This is a genomic window from Streptococcus sp. 116-D4 (assembly GCF_009731465.1).
Taxonomy (GTDB): domain Bacteria; phylum Bacillota; class Bacilli; order Lactobacillales; family Streptococcaceae; genus Streptococcus; species Streptococcus pseudopneumoniae_E.
Genome location: NZ_AP021887.1, coordinates 1632222 through 1650134 on the forward strand (window position 1 = coordinate 1632222; position 17913 = coordinate 1650134).

Consider the following 17913-nt stretch of genomic DNA (forward strand, 5'->3'; position numbering starts at 1 on the left):
TTAGAAAATTTTCTGACAAGCCCACACGTCTCATACTTAATTCCATCATAAAAATCCATTTCAGACTAACTTCCACTTCGGTCAGGCAAGAGAAAGTTACTTTGAGAAATCACCTTTAAAAATTTGCTCTTGTTTAGTTTAAAACATATTTCAAAACTTGAAACTTACTCATCTTAGCCTCTCCTCTTCAATAAACAAAAAAATCCCTATGCCAAACTTGTCATTACTAAAATACAAGCCAATAAGCATAGAGATGTAAAACTGTTACACATTAAAAAATAAATAATTAGTAATTAAAGAATAGAAATTGTGTACGAAATTTCTCAATTAGTTTTTGCTAGTAAATATTATTTCTAACAAACGCCCTCTCAATTCCTTATCCTGATGATGCAAGATATTCATTAAGTCATGAGAATTTTGGGCATTGATGAATTGATTTAACAATCTATCTTTTAATTCATATGGAAGAGAAGCTGTCTTTAGTAGTCTAAAAACTTCATCATTTAGGGATGTCCTTTTATTATCTTTACATTCAAATCTAGCTGTATCATTCTTATTTGGCAATTCAATTATAGACACATTCGTTCCTTTAAAATGAATTCTATGTTTTCTATTGCTTGGAATGATACTAGAATCTCCTTGTAATGTTAACTCTACCATTCCCATTTCCCAATCGATTGATAATCTTGTTTTATATCTTTGACCTTTTTGATCTTCAATCATTTCAAAAGAATGTTGTTTGCCTGGGAATACATACCAATCTACAACTTCAGGTAAATCAACACCCATACCTATCTCAGAACCAACCAAGGGAATGATTGCACCACTTTTTGCAAACACAGGTATAGTCGAAATGTCTCTATAGACACTCAACTTCACACCACCTGTATATTTTTTCTCTGAAAAGAAGTCATACCATTCACCTTCAGGGAACCATACATCCACTTTTGCAGATTGGAATGCCAAATCCATCTTTTCTACAATGGGAGCCACCATCAGTTCTGTTCCAAAAAAGTATTGATTTGGAACATTATAGCTCTCATTATTCTCTGGGTAGAAATAATACATTGGGCTGATTAATGGAGCACCTTCCTCGTGTGTCTTTACATTCATAGTGTATAGATAGGGAATCATCTGATGTCTCAAACGAAGGTATTTCTTCATAATCTTAGATGTTGTTTCTGAAAAAAACCAAGGTTCTTTACTATTGAAGGGACTTCTAGAACTATGTAAGCGAGTAATCGGACTAAAAACGCCAAACTGTAGCCATCTAGTTTGTAGCTCTTCGTCATAATCCCCCAGCATGTGCCCACCGATATCATGACTCCACCAACTATAACCGATATTAGATGCTGTCGCTGTAAAATAAGGTTGAAATCTTAAGGAATTCCAACTAATAATAGTGTCCCCTGAAAAACCAACAGGGTAGCGGTGACTACCAGGACCTGCATACCTTGATAAAATTAAGCCACCTTCTGCATTTTTACAACTATCCTGATAGTGATAATGGTTTAAAAGCCACAGTGGATCCAACATACCTTGAGTCCCTTGTTGCCAGTCAATCCACCAAAAATCTACTCCCTGCTTTTCTAGCTCATAATGAACATCTTTAAAGTAGGATTCCCTAAAAGAGGGATTAAAAAAATCAAAAATAGCATGTTCCTCTAATTCTACATTTAACCCTAATCGTTTGGCGACTCGAGGATAAGCTTCTTCATAAGCCCGTATACCATCAGCAGGATGTACATTTAAGGAGAGTTTTAACTTTCTATCATGAAGTTGTTGCAATAACTGTTCTGGATTAGGTATTAAGTTTCTATTCCAACTATATCCTGTCCAGCCACTTCCAAAACGAGCTGGAATGTCAGTTATATGCCAATCCATATCTAACACACCGATAGATAATGGAATTTTCTCTGTTTCAAATCTGTCTATTAAATTCAAATATTCATCTGACGTATATGGCCAATACCTACTCCACCAATTGCCTAAAGCATATCGTGGCAACAAGGGTGTTGAGCCAGTCAAATGGTAAAAGTCTCTGATTGCTCCTCTATAATCATGCCCATAAGCAAAGAAATACAAGTCAATTTGATTTTCTCTCTCAATATAACCAGACTGTTCATCCCAAATAAATCCTTTAGAATCATCCAATAAGGCTATACCATTTCTGCTAATAATTCCATCTTCTAACGAGATTGCTCCATCTGCCTCATCCAGAGTCCGAGCTGTTCCTTTTAACGTTTCAATAGATTCACCAAAATACCAGCGACTACCATATACGGCAAAATTTCCTTTTAATTCTATAAATAAATTTTCGGCGTTAAATTCTCCTTTATTAAAGTGCAGATGAAAATAGTCCGTCATAATATCTAGTACGTTTGATGTCTCGATATAATCTAACGAAACTTGACCAAAATCTCTATTATAGATAAGTTGTGTCGTTCTATCCTCAAAACTTCCAGTTTGAGAGTATTCTAGCCTTACTAACTTATCTGTTAATACAGAGATTCGATAAAACTCTCCCTTAAAAATTTTCAATTTGTTTCCCTCCTTTTATTAAATTGCTTTACTTTATCAAACATTTTATTTGTTATCGTTACATTCATCAATCCGCAAAAAGCAAATCCCCCAAATGTAAATACGTAAATAGCTGTTAAAACTCGTTCTGGACTACTAAAACTCATATACAGTACAGAAATATTAAATAAAACCAACATGATAGCTTGTATTGGATTTAAAATACAAATTAATACGCTATTTACAATACTATTTTTTAGATTATCTTTAAATAGACCAATATAGGGAAAAATAACACTCATAAAAAGTATTATAACAAATAAAAAGGGCAACACTAACAATAAACTATACTCTGAAAATAAACTTGAATAGCCCCAAAGACAATAGTTCACATATAAAAGTAATTCTATTAGGAGGATAAACAACCAAATAAAAGTTGATTGTTTTAAATTTTGTCTAAAGATCCGAAAATAATGATAAGCAATATCGGTATCTTTACCTTTTAAAATACGATACCACATTGTCGTAAGAGAAGTTAGTGATGCCCCAATTGTAACTATTGGAATACAACTAACAATAAATAGAGTATTTAAAATAATTAAATCTGTCAAAAAAGTTAAAATTCTAACCACTTTTCCATCTAATGAAAATAATTTTTGCATAATATATTCTCCATAAAATCAATCGTCTTAACTCTATATTTTAGAATGTCAGTTGCACAAAAATATTACCTAAATTATTTAAAAAACATTTCCAAATTTCTTTAAAAATTAGAATAAAGGAAGCGAGATAATTTGATGTTATCAGTCTCGCTTCCTGTAATTAGCTAGTCCCTTGTTTATACAACCAAGAGTTCATATAAAGTATTACTCTTTTACTTCTTTTTGGTAACGATTATATGCTTCCTGTTGAATCTTCATAAATTCGTCCAATCCCATATTCTTAAGAGTTTCTTTGTATGAGTCCCATTCTTTTTCTATGCCACCTTCAACCACCCATTTAGATGCTTGTTGTTTGACATAAGATTCAATACTCACATAGATTGATGACAATTTGTTAAGCTCTTCTTGTGAATAAATCACATTAGGATAAGCTGGCAACGCAAACTGTTTCAAATCTTGGTCCATCTTCAATTTCAATCCATCACCTTGTGTTTGATCGATTTCTACGCGACTATTGATATCATCGCTTACGTATTTAGGTCCAAAATCTCGAAGTGAATGAATCCATGCATACTCATCGGCTGATTTACCATCTTTAGGAGGTAATACTTTAAACTTATCACCATTCTTTTCAGTAGCTATTCCAAATGATCCATAGAAATTCTGAATACTTGCTTCATCTGTATATAATTTATCCAACCATTTCAATAATTTAGCGGGATTTTTGCTCTTATTTGTAATCAAAATTTCATTGCGACCATAGTTGTAATGATCTGGGTCAGAAAAGACATATTGTTTTCCATCCATACCTTTTAAAGCAGGTAGAGCAATATATTCACTTGAATGTAAGCCAAACGTTGCATCTGCTGTCCAACCACTAGAAACACCTACTCTAGCTACTCCCTTATCCATACGTTTCGCTACACTCATAGAGGTATCTTCTGTAAAGATTTCCGGATCAATCAAACCTTTTTTATAAGATTCGTGCATTGCTGCAATCCCTTGTTTGTAACTTTCTTCTGTACGAAGGTAGACTGGTTTTCCATCTTTTACAGACATTTCATACGTATTATCTGCACCTAAACGATTATTGAATGGAAGAATATATGAGAATGTTGGATCAAAGTTTCCTGCTCCGAATGGAATTTCATCAGAAGCGTCTCCATTTCCGTTCGCATCTTTATCCTTAAATTCTTGTAGTACTTTTACTAAATCATCATAAGTTTCTGGAACCTTTAACCCTAAATTATCTAGCCACTTTTTATTAATAAATAGCTGATTAGCTACTGTAGGACGCATTGGTAATTTTTTAGGCAGGCTGTAGATATGACCATCTGGTGAAGTAATCATAGCTTTAATCTTAGGTTCTTTCTCCATAGCCTTAGTTAAATTAGGCATGTTTTCCTTGATTAAATCTTCCAATGGAATAAATAGAGATTGGTTCTGAGCAATTTCTGAATCTGTAAAAGCATTTGAACCTAAAAATGCATCTGGTAAATCTCCGCTAGCAACCAAAACAGATTTCTTATCTGCCCAATCTGCAGCTACAAGTGTGTCCCATTTAACATCAATACCTGCTTCCTTGGCAGAATCTGTTAGAAAACCTTTATGATAATCTTCTCCCCAGTCAGACCAACGAACAGTCGTAATTTTATAAGAATCTTCTCCAGATTTATCATCCGTATTCGCATTATTGGAATTTGCGCAGGCTGTCAAGCCAGCAAGTGTAACTGTTCCTAAGAACAAATATGTAAATGATTTACTTTTCATGTTTTTCTCCTATTCTTTCAACGCGCCAATCATTACGCCTTGATTAAAATATTTTTGAACAAAGGGATACAACAACATAATCGGAGCGGTTGAAATAACAATTGCTGCATATTTCATCATATCGGCCTTGATACGAAGATCTGATGCCACTTCTCCTGTTGCTTGCGATTGTAACATTTGGTTACTAATTAGTAAACGTCGTAAAATTAATTGCAATGGTTGCAAATTTTCATTCGTTAAATAAATTAAAGCATTAAACCACGAATTCCAAATACCAACTGCAGTCCAAAGTCCAATAACTGCTATAATAGCTTTTGATAAAGGAACGACTATCTTAATAAAATAACGAATTGTACCACATCCATCAATTTGCGCAGCCTCCCACATCCCGTCTGGAATACTATTATTAAAGAAAGTTCTAGCAACAATAATATTGTATGATGAAACTGCAAAAGGTATTACCATTACCCAAAATGTATCAATCAAGCCAACATTCTTTACTGTTAAGTAGGTAGGAATCAAGCCACCTGATACAAACATAGGGATTATGTATAGAATACTCATCCATTTTCTACCAACTAATTCTTTTCTAGATAAAGCATAACCAGCTGGAATATTGACTACTAAAGCAACTAAGGTACCAACAACAGTATATAAAATGGTATTTAGATAGCTACGTAAGAATAAAGGTTGTTGAATAAGACGTAAATATCCATCTAATTTCCATTCTCTAGGAATAAACCATACCTTTCCATTTGCAACATCTGAAGGATTACTAAAAGATGCAATCACTACAAACCATAACGGATAAACAATTAACAGGATAAGGAAAATTGCTAAACCATAGGTAACTATATCAAATAATAATTCAGAGTTTGTTTTTCTTGATTTATGAAACCATTTCACCTTGAGCACTCCTTCCTTTAAAAAAGACCCGTTCTAGTATATCTTTTCGAGAACCAGTTAACAGATAACAAAATTATTAGATTGACTACGGTGTTAAATAACCCTATAGCTGTCGAATAACTATACTGAAAGTTCACCATACCAACTTTATAAACATAGGTCGAAATTATCTCACTTCCTGCTAAATTAAGTGGATTCTGTAGTAGTAACACTTTCTCAAAACCTACACTTAATAAACTACCTGCTCTTAATATTAGTAAAATCATAGCAGTTGGCAAAAGTAATGGTAATTCTATATGCCTAATTTTTTGTAATCTAGAGGCACCATCCATAGTTGCAGCCTCATAATATGTAGGATCAATTGCAGAAAGCGCTGCTAGATAAATAATACTATCCCAACCAATATGTTGCCATACATCACTCCAAACATAAACACCTGCAAAATTAGTAGGTTTTGATAAAAAATCTGGAATAGTAATTCCAACAGACTTAAATACATTCGCTAACAAACCGCTAGTAGGAGATAAAAATAATATAATCATCCCACACATAACCATTGTAGAGATAAAATGGGGTAAGTAAGTTGTTACTTGAAATATTTTTCTAAATTTCCCAACTCTTAACTGATTACTAATGATAGCTAGTATAATAGGCAAGGGGAATCCTACTACAATACTATAAAGTGAAATTTTTAATGTATTGAACATAGTTGTCCCGAATTGGAATGATGAGAAAAATTGAGTAAAGTACTTAAATCCTACCCACTGACTAGCAAAAATACCATTGGCTGGTGAGTAGTCTTTAAATGCAATAATTAATCCCAACATGGGAATATAGGAAAATAAAATTAATAGCAATATTGAAGGAAAAAGTAATATGTATAACGGAATACTATGCTTTAATTTTATTTTATGAAGTTGAGATGCTACTTTCATTTTTTTCCTCCTATCTGACTTTCTACGATTATTTTACACCATAAAGAATTCCCTTAATATAACTTTTTGGACTAGGTTTATCAATTTTTCAGTTTTTTAATTTTAAGAACTATTACTTTTCCGACATCTTCATAAAACATATCTGTTTTGTTACATGATATCATATTTTCAAAGTGCTATAATTTTAATAGGAGACTAGTATATGAAATTAAATCACGACTTATCAAAAAAACATTCTATTCATTTTTTCTTTAAACTCCTACTTGTACTACTATTGATAAATATTTTAATCAATATTGCTATGAGTAACATAACCAGAAATTTTATTAAAAACCAAAATATAGTACACCTACGTAGTTCAATTGAAATTTATGCTGACTCTGTTAATGAGAAATTGCATTCTGTAGAACGCTTTATGTACTCAACAATAACGCATAATGAATCTTTAGAGAAATTAAATCATGTACAAACGTTTCTTGACTATCAAGAAGATCTCAAAAAAGTTCAAACTAGCTTTGCAGAGTTTGAATATCAAAATGAAACTCATATGACATTCTTATTAGAAACCGATAGTACTGATCATTTTATAAATGTCTCCAATCTTTATATTCCATATGAAGATTATCTACTGTTAAAATCAAATCTAAAATCATTGCGTAGTGATATAAGTGACCGTAAATGGAAAAATGTAACTACTAAAAACAGCGAATACTTAGTTAAATCTGTTCATTACGAAGGAAAAATCATTTATGCCGTCATATCCTCAGAAGATATCCTAAAACCTCTCAATAAACTTAATATTGGTAATAATGGTAAACTCTCCCTAAAAGAGCCTAACAATATACCGTCCTCTAATTACCTAATTCATGCTCAAAATGAAAAAACGCATTTACCTTTCGATATTTATGTTTTAGTCGATTATGCCGAAGTCTTTAGAAATATCACACTCTTAGAAGTATTTTTGTCAGCCGTTCCTATTATTATCACCATTTTATCAATCATCATTATCCTGTATATTCGTCAGTGGATGATTAAACCGATAACAAGACTCACTGAACGCCTCTCTCAACTTGGGGACTCCATCCCCCCTTCTGAATTTTTTATATCTGAAGGTATACTAGAAATTGATAAGGCAAATGATAAACTTAATAAAGTGATATTTGACATGCAAGAATTAAAAATACGGGAATACCATTCACAACTAGAACTTAAAAAGATCGAACTTAATTATCTTAAGAACCAAATCCGTCCGCATTTCTACTTAAACATGTTATCAATGATTCATAGTATGCTTCAAACAAAAAACTATAAGGAAATTGAAGAGTTAACTATCCTAACTTCAAATTATCTCCGTCATTTATTTATGGCTAATCAAGATTTTTCAGAACTTAAAGATGAAGTTCAGCATATTAAAGATTATTTAGAAATACAACGAATTCGATATGGAAATAGTATCTACTTTTCACTAAACTACAATGATGACCTACAAAATACTCTTGTCCCATCATTACTTTTACAAACATTTATTGAAAACACAATCAAACACGGGTTTTCATTTCAGGATTTATTTACAATTTTGCTATCGATAAAAAAAGTAAAAACTGAGAACTCAGATTATATTCGGATTTGTATCGAAGATAATGGTCCAGGTTTCTCTGAAGAAATTTTATCAAAACTAAATCAGAAACAGTCTCTAATAACAGAAGATGGACATCATATTGGGATCACGAACACCATCGAACGTTTAAATCTTCTCTATCCCAACGACTATACTATTACATTTGAAAATAATGAAGAAGGTGGGGCTAAAATTCTTTTACTTATTCCATACAAGATTATAGACGGAGGTTATAATGAACATCTTATTAGTTGATGACGATCGTTTTATCATTGAAGCTTTACGAGAGAAAATAAATTGGGCTAAACTACACATTGACATTGTTTATGTTGCCTATAGCCTCACTCAAGCTCAAAATATTATTAGAGAGCATCCTATTGATCTCATGATAAGTGATATAGAAATGCCTCAAGGTAGCGGTCTCGAACTCTTATCGTGGATTAGAAATGAAAAATATGATATAAAAACAATTTTTTTAACCAATTACGCCGACTTCAACTATGCTCAAAAAGCAATTGAATTGCAAAGTTTCGAATACTATCTAAAACCTATTAATTTTGAAAAATTAGAATTTATTATTCAAAAAGCCATTAGTAAAATTGAGAATCATAACTCAAACGGGAAAAATGATGCACTTTTACAAATAGAAGATAATTTCTGGTATGATTACCTTAGAAAACCTCAAATTTCTCGCATTGATGAGCTAGAAAACATAGCAAGTAAACAAGCTTTTATTCTTCAAAAACACCAATATTTTTTCCTTGCAGTTTTAACAATCAATCTTAATGAAGAAGATTATTCTGCAGAAACTCCATCATGGACTTCTCAACTAAAAAGAGAACTTCAAAGGATTTCACAACCTTCTCATAAGCTGATAAGTTTGTTCAAGATGGAAAGCCAGGTTGATCAATATGTTTGTCTCTTTAGAGTAGACTCATCCAAACGTAGTGACAAATTGGCATATGAAATTCATTCTCAAATTTCTAATAATTTTAGTAAATACTCAAATATTATATATAAGAGTTGCCATAAAATATCAGATATTTTATTTCATACCAAAGAACTCTACACTTATAATGAACAGTATGTTTCTTATTGGAATACTATTACATGTGTTCCACATAGTTTCCCAACTTCTTTCAAAACAGAAACTCTTTCAATTACGTTTTTAGATAGCTTAAGCGAATATGAATTAAGAGAAAAAATTAATTCACTCGTCTATAATTCTCAAATCCCTACTTTCACGCTACAACAAATTTTACTGGATTGGACTCAACAAATAGGAATATATCTAGATCAAAATGGAATTTCGGCACATAAACTGTTCCAAAATAGCACTCATGATTTCCTATTCCAACGACGCTTTCATTCAATTGAATCTTTTCAGGATTACTTTGATTATTACTGGTCACATGCTAAGAAATTTGCAACAAACATTGAAAACCAGAAAAATAGTATTCAACGTATCGTCGAATACATAGATCATCACTACTATGAAGATATAAATCGTTCTATATTAGCAGATATGGTTTATCTCAGTGCAGATCATTTAGCTAGAATTTTTAAAAAAGAAACTGGAGAAACTCTTGTTAAATATATAACGGATAAGCGCATTAATGCTGCTAAATCTCTCCTATCCCAAACAAATATCTCGATATCACAGGTATCTTGTCAAGTAGGGTATGATAATTATTCTTACTTTACTAAAATTTTTAAACAAAGGACTGGACTTTCTCCTGGAGATTACCGTAAAACTTATCAAAATAAAATGTAAGCAATCTGAATTATTGAAATACTACGGACTGTGGTAAGCTTTGACAGTCTACATTTTTTCCAAAGATAGCTCCATAAACTTATTTGAAATTGCTGATAAGGTAACTTTTAAAAAGTCAGCTTGAGAAGAACATCTAGTAAATATTTATAGGATAAAACGCATACTATGAACTGCACCCCAAAAGTTAGACAGAAAAAATCTAACTTTTGGGGTGTTTTTATTATGGAAACATTTCCTTCATTTTCTCCTAAATTGAGTTTTGCTAAACTATTTTATCTATTTCTAATGACTTACTTCAGCTCCTTACTTCTTGGAAAGAACAACAAAAATATGAACTAGCAAAGTTTGGCATCATCAGTAATCCAGGACAATTTGTTTTTACATATGTCGACACAAGAGGAAACATCAACAAACCTTTACATGCTGACTATCTAAACAATAAAATGAAAAGTATCAGAAAGCGACATAAAGAGCTGGAACATGCTACACCTCATAAATTGCGACATACAGGTGCAACGCTTGCTAAAGAAGCAGGAATGAGCTTAGAAGCTATTTCTGAGGCTCTAACACACAGTGACACAGGAACAACACAGATTTATGTAAATACCTCTAATGTAATTCCTATGACAGTAGGTGAATTTGCTTTAAAGTCTCTAAAACAATAAGGTGAAAATAAGGTGAACTTTGAGGTAAACTTTTTAAAAAAACACGAAAAAAGCACCCATAGGGTAAACCCTTGAGTGCTTTGAAACGTTGATATAATCGTATTGATTAACGTTTTGAGAATTGTGAAGCTTTACGAGCTTTCTTAAGACCTGGTTTCTTACGTTCAACTTTACGTGAGTCACGTGTAAGAAGTCCTGCGCGTTTCAATGAATCGCGGAAGTCTGGGTCTACTTGAAGAAGGGCACGAGCGATACCGTGACGGATAGCTCCTGATTGACCAGCGTATCCACCACCTACAACGTTAACGAAAACGTCGTATGAACCTGCAGTTGAAGTAACTGCGAATGGTTGGTTGATTACAAGACGAAGGTCAGCGTGTGGAATGTACTCTTCAACATCTTTTTTGTTAACAGTGATTTTACCAGTTCCTGGAACAAGGCGAACGCGTGCAACAGCGTTTTTACGACGTCCAGTACCTGCATATTGTGCTTGTGACATACTTTATTGTTCCTTTCCTTAGATAAGTCCTGAAATATCAAGAACTTCTGGTTGTTGTGCAGCGTGAGTGTGCTCAGCTCCAACAAATACTTTCAACTTCATACCTTGAGCGCGTCCAAGAGTATTGTGTGGAAGCATACCTTTAACTGATTTCTCGATCAAACGTACTGCATTTTTAGAACGAAGTTCACCTGCAGAGATTTGTTTCAATCCACCTGGGTGGTTTGAGTGAGTGTAATAGATTTTATCAGTTGCTTTTTTACCAGTCAATTTAACTTTTTCAGCATTGATAACAATCACAAAGTCACCTGTATCAGTGTGTGGTGTAAATGTTGGTTTGTTTTTTCCGCGAAGTACGCTAGCAACTACTGCAGAAAGACGTCCAAGTGGTACATCAGTTGCGTCAACTACGTACCATTTACGTTCAACTTGGCCTGGTTTAGCCATAAATGTTGTTTTGTTCATGATTTCTCCTATATATAGTTCGATTTTTGTTTACGGTGATGGGTGTTCCTTCCCATCGAAAAGTATTTGGAAGGTTCCGGGGCCTTTCAAATGGGGTAAACAATACCGCCTACTATCATACCAAATTTTACCCCAAAAAGTCAATAGATATGAAAAATATTTTTCTAAATTCCACTCTTTTTGTCTCTAGAAAACCTCGCTTTCGCGAGGTTCTTCTATTTATAAGATAAGGCACGTTTAAAGGTTTTCCAAGGACCTAAATCATCTGTCTGCAGAACGAGACTAGCATACATACGCCCGATGAAGATTGTTGCTGTTACTGCAAAAACAATCGTAATCGCAAGCGAAATCCATGCTTCTAACCCATTTGCATAGCCATTAATGGCTCTAAATGGCATAAAGAAGGTCGAAATGAAAGGAATGTAGGAACCAATTTTCAGAACTAGATTGTCACCAGCAGCACCTAAAGAAGTCACACCGACAAACCCTGCTATAATCAAGATCATCAATGGCGACAAAGCCTTTCCTGCATCCTCAGGACGAGAAACCATGGAACCTAGGAAGGCAGCTAAGACGACGTACATAAAGAGACTGACCAAAATAAAGAGTAAGGTATTCAGTGAGAATGCATCTCCCAAGTGATCCAAAATACCAGACTGAGCCAAGAATGGCAAATCTTTAAAGAGGAGAATGGCAGCAAGTCCACCCACAACGTAAATGCCAATATGGGTCAAAATCACCAGAAGCAGAGCCAGCATGCGAGCGTAGAAATAATGACTAGCTCGGATACTAGAGAAGACCACCTCCATAATTTTGGTTCCTTTCTCACTGGCTACTTCCTGAGCTGTTACACCCGCATAGGTAATCAAGATCATATAAAGAAAGAATCCTAAGGCTCCTGCTGCCATGGTTTGAATAAACTTTTTATTTTCCTTAGCTTCATCAATCTTTTCTGTGAATTGAACCGTTTGAGCCAAGCGTTTTTCCTGTTCCTGAGACAAATTTGCTTCTGAACGATTGAGTTGGGATTGGAGTTCATTCAACTTAGAGGTCACTGCTAACTTAATTCCACTCTCTAGTGAGGTTTCACCATGATAGACGGCCTTGATGACGCTGTCCTCTTGGTCGACGGTTAGGTAACCCTTGATTTTCTCATCCTTGATAGCAGTTTGGGCACTGGCTTCATCCTTATAATCAAAGTTGATACCATTAGTACCCTTGAGCCCTTCTTCCACAGATGGCACTGTTGTTACTACTGCTATCTTGCTATTCTTGGCCATAGAAGACCCTTGGAGGTAGCCAATTCCTACAGATAAGGCTAAAAAGAGGAACGGCGAAATCACCATAAAGAAGAAACTCCACGATTTGACATGTCGAAGATAGGTTTCCTTGATTACAACCCACATATTTCTCATACTTCCACCCCTGATTCTAGTTTAAAGATTTCATCGATTGTTGGCGCTTGCTGGTCAAAGGTTGCGATATATTGCCCCTGAGTCAAGATTGGGAAGAGTTCCCTTCCAGCGCTCTCGTCCTCCAAGATCAATTTCCAACTGCCTTGCTTGGTCAAGCTCACCTGTTTGACATGAGGAAGGTTTTCCAATTCTTCCTTGCTGCATTCACTTGAAACAAAGAGACGCGTTTTGCCGTATTGATTGCGGACATCCTGGACCGGCCCATGCAAGACTACATGACCATCTCGAATCATCAGAATATCATCACAAAGTTCCTCAACATTGGTCATGACATGGTCAGAAAAGATAATGGTTGCTCCGCGCTCTTTTTCCTGAAAAATGACTTGCTTGAGCAATTCTGTATTGACCGGATCCAATCCACTGAAAGGCTCATCCAAGATAATCAAGTCTGGCTCATGAATCAGAGTAATGATGAGCTGAATCTTCTGCTGATTTCCTTTTGACAGACTCTTAATTTTATCTGTCAGCTTTCCTTTCACTTCCAACCTCTTCATCCATTGAGGGAGTTTTTCCTTAATTTCCTTGGCATCCATGCCTTTTAGCGTCGCCAAATAGCGAACTTGTTCAAGGACTGTCAATTTAGGCATGAGACTGCGTTCTTCAGGCAGATAGCCAATCCGAGCGTAGGTCTCTTGACGAATCTCCTGACCATCTAGACTGATTTCTCCTTGGTATTCTAAAAACTTCAAAATACTGTGGAAAATCGTTGTCTTCCCAGCACCGTTTTTCCCGACTAATCCCAAAATACGACCTGATCGCGCTTGAAAGTCAATGCCAAACAAAACTTGCTTGGGTCCAAAACTTTTCTCTAGACTTCTTACTTCTAGCATCTTTCACCTCCGAAATTTCTTTCACTTATTATACTCCTTTTTGATAGCCTTTACAATATTTTTTGTCCATTTTTATAAAACTATCGCTGTGTAAAATATGACCTGGAGCGTTTTTAGTGATAAATCCATTATACAGTAGTAAACTCCAATTTATCACCTCCGATCCTCAACTGTCGATTTTTGATCCTGAATTGTTACTACTAATCTTTATCATCCTGCCTAGCTTATCATGCTATTTTATGGTATAGTTTTGATAGACTATAGATTAGCATCGGCAAGGAATCTGATATGAAAAAAAGACTTAAACTCGAACCAAACAACAATAACTTAATCATTTGGGAAGCTGAACAGCCAAAAGCCATTCTTCAGCTTGTACATGGAATGGTAGAGTACGTGGAACGATATGAAGAATTTGCTCTAGCCATGAATAAAGAAGGCTTTACGGTTATCGGTCATGATCATCTTGGCCATGGCTATACTGCTCAAAATTCAAGTCAACTCGGAGTCTTTCCTGAATCTTCCGAGGAACTCATCGATGATATTGAAAGAGTGACTTCTTTTATTCAAGAAAGCTATCCAGAATGTCCAATCGTCCTTCTAGGGCATTCTATGGGTTCTCTTATGTGTCGCTATTATGTAGCTAAGCGAAAACCACCTATCAATGCCTTGATTATCATGGCGACTGGTCAACAACCTCAATTTCTAACTCGATTTGCTCTCATCCTAACAGAGTGCATCCGACTTATAAGAGGGAATAAACACCGTAGTAAACTTCTAACCTACCTGTCCACTGACAGTTTTAACCGTAGCATAAAAAATCCTAAAACATCCGTAGATTGGCTCTCAAAAAATGAAGAATCTAACCAAGCTTATCTGAAGGATCCATTCTGTCAATTCATCCCTACTATTCCTATGTACAGTTCCATTTTTTACTTTTCTAATCAAGTAGCTAGTAAGCAAGTAATCGATGAGATTCCGGCTCAACTCCCCATTCTCGTTATTTCAGGACAAGAAGACCCTCTGGGAGAAAATGGTAAAGGTATAGAAAGATTTGTAAAACTCCTAAAGGCTTCACATTCGAAAGTAAACCTTCGATTAGTTGAAGATGCTCGTCACGAAATTCTGAACGAAATCAATCGACAAGATACTTACCACTTCTTAGCTGATTGGATGACAAAAAATATCGATGTCTGATTTTCTTGCAACAGTATTAAAAAGGAGTATTTCCCCGTCAATTTGATTCAATCATCAGGCTAAAGCTTGATGATTTTTTGTACTAAAAAATCCACCCCTAGGGATGGATTATAGACTGTTAACGCACTTCTGCATTAACTTTTTCTTCGAGAGATGCTTGGATTTTTTCCATATAGCGTGCGACTTCTTCGTCCGTTAAGCTATCTTCCGGATTTTGGAAGGTCAAGCTATAAGCCATTGACTTCATACCTAGTCCCAATTTCTCGCCTGAGAAGACGTCAAAAAGTTTAATATCTGTCAAACGTTTCACACCGGCAGCTTGGATAGCATCAACTACATCTTGGTGAGTCACTTCTGCTTTCAAGAGAAGAGCAATATCACGGCTGACTGCTGGGAATTTCGTGATTTCCACAAATGGAGCGGCTGGCTGAAGCGCTGCTTCGATAGCTGAAAGGTTGATTTCAGCTACATACGTTTCTGGAATATCGTAAGCCTTAGCAGTGACTGGATGCACTTGCCCAAGGAAACCAAGAACTTGGTCACCGAGTGAAATCACGGCTGTACGTCCTGGGTGAAGGCTAGCGATTTCAGAGGTTGCTGTATAGCTCACTTCTAGTCCCAAGCGAGCAAAGAGAGCTTCAAGGATTCCCTTGGCATAAAAGAAATCAACCGGAACTGCTGCTGTTTGGAAATCTTTTTCAGCGACTAAACCTGTCAATGCAAAGGCAAAGCTGTTAATTTCATTTGGCAAGTCCTCTTTTGGATTGCCAGTTTGTTCAAAGACTTTTCCAATCTCATAAAGAGCCAAGTCTTTGTTCTTACGCGCTACGTTATAAGCTACGGTATCCAAAATACCTGAAACCATATTTTGACGGAGGACTGAACGGTCCACAGTCATTGGCCACATGAGCTCCGTTAAGTTGCTTGGCTGAATCGTAAACTCAACTGCTTTTTCAGGAGTTGTCAGAGCATAAGTAATGATTTCAGTTAATCCTGCTCCTTCGGCAATGGTACGAACTTGACGGCGCAATTTTTGTGTCGCTGTTAATTCACCGGCCGTCCCATCATCTTTTGGAAGACTAGTTGGCAAGCGGTCATAACCATAGATACGAGCGATTTCTTCAAAGAGGTCTGCTTCGATAGTGATATCCCAACGGCGACGTGGTACGCTGACTGTGAAGGCTTCTGCATTTCCAGAAAGGCCAAAGCCAAGACGACGGAAGACGTCTTCTACATCAGCGTAGGAAAGCTCCGTACCAAGGACACGGTTAACGTCCGCAAGAGTTGAAGAAACTTCCACATCAGAGGTATCAAGCTCACCCGCTGAAACGATTCCCTTACGCACTGTCGCACCAGCCAATTCAGCAATCATACTTGCTGCTGCATCAAGGGCTTCATTAACGGTTGCCACGTTGATTCCTTTTTCAAAGCGAGAAGATGATTCTGAACGAAGGTTGAGGCGACCGCTAGTCTTACGGATTGACTTTCCGTTGAAGACTGCAGCTTCAAGGACGACACGACTAGATTTCTCAGAGATTTCTGTTGCTTGCCCACCCATAACACCTGCAAGGGCTACTGGCTTGTCAGCCACAGTAATGACTAAGTCATTTGTTTCCAAGTCACGTTCTTCACCATCTAAAGTCACCAATTTTTCACCAGCACGCGCTTCACGTACACGGATGTCACTCCCTTCAAAGGTATCCAAGTCAAAGGCGTGCATTGGTTGACCAAAGTAGAGCAGGATGTAGTTGGTCACGTCCACTACGTTGTTAATAGGACGGATACCTTCATTCATAAGAAGATTTTGCAACCATTGTGGACTTGGTGCGATGGTCACATTATCCAAGATACGAGCAGCATAGTAAGGCGCCTTGTCTGTCTCAATGCCCACAGAAAGAGCATCTGCTGCAGCTTGGTCTGTTTCTGTTAAAGTAAATTCTTTAAAGTTAACTGCCTTGTCATAGATGGCTGCTACTTCATGCGCTACCCCACGCATAGAAAGAGCATCCGCACGGTTGGGTGTGATAGAAAGTTCGATGATTTCATCATCCAAGTCTAGATAGGAGAAAACTTCCTCACCTGGAACGGCATTTTCTGGCAAGATTTGGATGCCATCTGCAAATTCTTTCGGTACAACTGAGTCAGAAATTCCCAATTCACCAAGTGAACAGATCATTCCAAGTGACTCAAGACCGCGGATTTTCCCTTTTTTGATCTTGTAATTGTCAGCGATGCGAGCTCCTGGAAGAGCCACCATAACCTTGATACCAGAACGCACATTCGGTGCACCACAGACGATTTGACGGGCTTCTTCTTCGCCAACGTTAACCTGACAAACATGAAGGTGAGTTTCTGGCACATCTTCGCAGGACAAGACCTCACCGACGACAATTTTTGAGAGACCAGCTGCCGGTGATTCGACACCTTCTACCTCAATCCCTGTAGTTGACATTTTTTCAGCCAACTCTTGTGATGGCACATCAATGTCCACCAATTCTTTTAACCATTTATAAGATACAAGCATAATTTAGTTCTCCAGAATGACAGTTGTCACTCTAGTTCTTTTCCTTTCCTATCATTTCAATAGAAGAATCCTCTTC

General features: G+C 36.1%; 14 protein-coding genes. 4 read left to right on the forward strand and 10 right to left on the reverse strand.

Annotated features, from left to right (window positions below; genetic code table 11):
- Positions 1 to 327: 327 nt before the first annotated feature.
- The 5 genes from UKS_RS08205 to UKS_RS08225 form a co-directional block, all read right to left on the reverse strand.
- Complete coding sequence (locus tag UKS_RS08205) at positions 328 to 2541, reverse strand: glycoside hydrolase family 31 protein (protein ID WP_156012648.1); 2214 nt, start codon at positions 2539 to 2541, stop codon at positions 328 to 330.
- A complete protein-coding gene (locus UKS_RS08210) occupies positions 2538 to 3182 on the reverse strand; it encodes a YesL family protein (RefSeq protein WP_156012650.1) in 645 nt (214 codons plus the stop codon). Before UKS_RS08210 ends, UKS_RS08205 begins: the two co-directional genes overlap by 4 nt.
- Positions 3183 to 3386: 204 nt before the next feature.
- Complete coding sequence (locus tag UKS_RS08215; RefSeq protein ID WP_156012652.1) at positions 3387 to 4952, reverse strand: extracellular solute-binding protein; 1566 nt, start codon at positions 4950 to 4952, stop codon at positions 3387 to 3389.
- A 9-nt stretch (positions 4953 to 4961) separates the two neighbouring features.
- Positions 4962 to 5858 carry a carbohydrate ABC transporter permease gene (locus UKS_RS08220; RefSeq protein ID WP_000870790.1) on the reverse strand — a complete coding sequence of 299 codons (897 nt, stop codon included), beginning with the start codon at positions 5856 to 5858 and terminating at the stop codon, positions 4962 to 4964.
- 17 nt (positions 5859 to 5875) lie between these two features.
- Complete coding sequence (locus UKS_RS08225; protein ID WP_000861541.1) at positions 5876 to 6793, reverse strand: ABC transporter permease; 918 nt, start codon at positions 6791 to 6793, stop codon at positions 5876 to 5878.
- A 202-nt stretch (positions 6794 to 6995) separates the two neighbouring features.
- Here UKS_RS08225 and UKS_RS08230 point away from each other — a divergent pair, with 202 nt between their 5' ends.
- From UKS_RS08230 to UKS_RS08240, 3 genes are all read left to right on the forward strand, one after another.
- Positions 6996 to 8666, forward strand: a complete 1671-nt coding sequence (locus tag UKS_RS08230) for a sensor histidine kinase (RefSeq protein ID WP_156012654.1) — start codon at positions 6996 to 6998, stop codon at positions 8664 to 8666.
- Complete coding sequence (locus tag UKS_RS08235; RefSeq protein WP_156012656.1) at positions 8647 to 10185, forward strand: response regulator transcription factor; 1539 nt, start codon at positions 8647 to 8649, stop codon at positions 10183 to 10185. The genes UKS_RS08230 and UKS_RS08235 overlap by 20 nt, the downstream gene beginning before the upstream one ends.
- Before the next feature lie 269 nt (positions 10186 to 10454).
- Positions 10455 to 10850: a tyrosine-type recombinase/integrase gene (locus UKS_RS08240; protein WP_156012658.1), complete on the forward strand. Its 396-nt coding sequence runs from the start codon at positions 10455 to 10457 to the stop codon at positions 10848 to 10850.
- A 106-nt stretch (positions 10851 to 10956) separates the two neighbouring features.
- On the opposite strand, the gene rpsI is transcribed toward UKS_RS08240, so the two are convergent.
- The 4 genes from rpsI to UKS_RS08260 form a co-directional block, all read right to left on the reverse strand.
- The gene (rpsI, locus tag UKS_RS08245) at positions 10957 to 11349 is read right to left on the reverse strand and encodes a 30S ribosomal protein S9 (RefSeq protein WP_000075964.1); all 393 of its coding nucleotides are present in this window, start codon (positions 11347 to 11349) and stop codon (positions 10957 to 10959) included.
- 18 nt (positions 11350 to 11367) lie between these two features.
- Entirely contained in the window at positions 11368 to 11814 is a 447-nt protein-coding gene (gene rplM / locus UKS_RS08250; protein WP_001044624.1) for a 50S ribosomal protein L13, read from the reverse strand.
- Positions 11815 to 12029: 215 nt separating this feature from the next.
- Positions 12030 to 13229: an ABC transporter permease gene (locus tag UKS_RS08255; RefSeq protein ID WP_156012660.1), complete on the reverse strand. Its 1200-nt coding sequence runs from the start codon at positions 13227 to 13229 to the stop codon at positions 12030 to 12032.
- A complete protein-coding gene (locus tag UKS_RS08260; protein ID WP_156012662.1) occupies positions 13226 to 14119 on the reverse strand; it encodes an ABC transporter ATP-binding protein in 894 nt (297 codons plus the stop codon). The genes UKS_RS08255 and UKS_RS08260 overlap by 4 nt, the downstream gene beginning before the upstream one ends.
- A 288-nt stretch (positions 14120 to 14407) precedes the next feature.
- On the opposite strand from UKS_RS08260, the gene UKS_RS08265 reads away from it, so the two are divergent.
- Positions 14408 to 15313: an alpha/beta fold hydrolase gene (locus UKS_RS08265; protein ID WP_156012664.1), complete on the forward strand. Its 906-nt coding sequence runs from the start codon at positions 14408 to 14410 to the stop codon at positions 15311 to 15313.
- Positions 15314 to 15431: 118 nt separating this feature from the next.
- Here the strand turns inward: UKS_RS08265 and pheT are convergent, their stop codons facing one another.
- Complete coding sequence (gene pheT, locus UKS_RS08270; RefSeq protein WP_156012666.1) at positions 15432 to 17837, reverse strand: phenylalanine--tRNA ligase subunit beta; 2406 nt, start codon at positions 17835 to 17837, stop codon at positions 15432 to 15434.
- Positions 17838 to 17913 lie beyond the last annotated feature (76 nt).

Coding starts and splice junctions, on each gene's coding strand:
- UKS_RS08265 (WP_156012664.1), top strand. CDS start 14,408: ATGAAAAAAAGACTTAAACTCGAACCAAACAACAATAACTTAATCATT.
- rpsI (WP_000075964.1), bottom strand. CDS start 11,349: ATGTCACAAGCACAATATGCAGGTACTGGACGTCGTAAAAACGCTGTT.
- UKS_RS08235 (WP_156012656.1), top strand. CDS start 8,647: ATGAACATCTTATTAGTTGATGACGATCGTTTTATCATTGAAGCTTTA.
- UKS_RS08210 (WP_156012650.1), bottom strand. CDS start 3,182: ATGCAAAAATTATTTTCATTAGATGGAAAAGTGGTTAGAATTTTAACT.
- UKS_RS08230 (WP_156012654.1), top strand. CDS start 6,996: ATGAAATTAAATCACGACTTATCAAAAAAACATTCTATTCATTTTTTC.
- pheT (WP_156012666.1), bottom strand. CDS start 17,837: ATGCTTGTATCTTATAAATGGTTAAAAGAATTGGTGGACATTGATGTG.
- UKS_RS08215 (WP_156012652.1), bottom strand. CDS start 4,952: ATGAAAAGTAAATCATTTACATATTTGTTCTTAGGAACAGTTACACTT.
- UKS_RS08225 (WP_000861541.1), bottom strand. CDS start 6,793: ATGAAAGTAGCATCTCAACTTCATAAAATAAAATTAAAGCATAGTATT.
- UKS_RS08255 (WP_156012660.1), bottom strand. CDS start 13,229: ATGAGAAATATGTGGGTTGTAATCAAGGAAACCTATCTTCGACATGTC.
- rplM (WP_001044624.1), bottom strand. CDS start 11,814: ATGAACAAAACAACATTTATGGCTAAACCAGGCCAAGTTGAACGTAAA.
- UKS_RS08260 (WP_156012662.1), bottom strand. CDS start 14,119: ATGCTAGAAGTAAGAAGTCTAGAGAAAAGTTTTGGACCCAAGCAAGTT.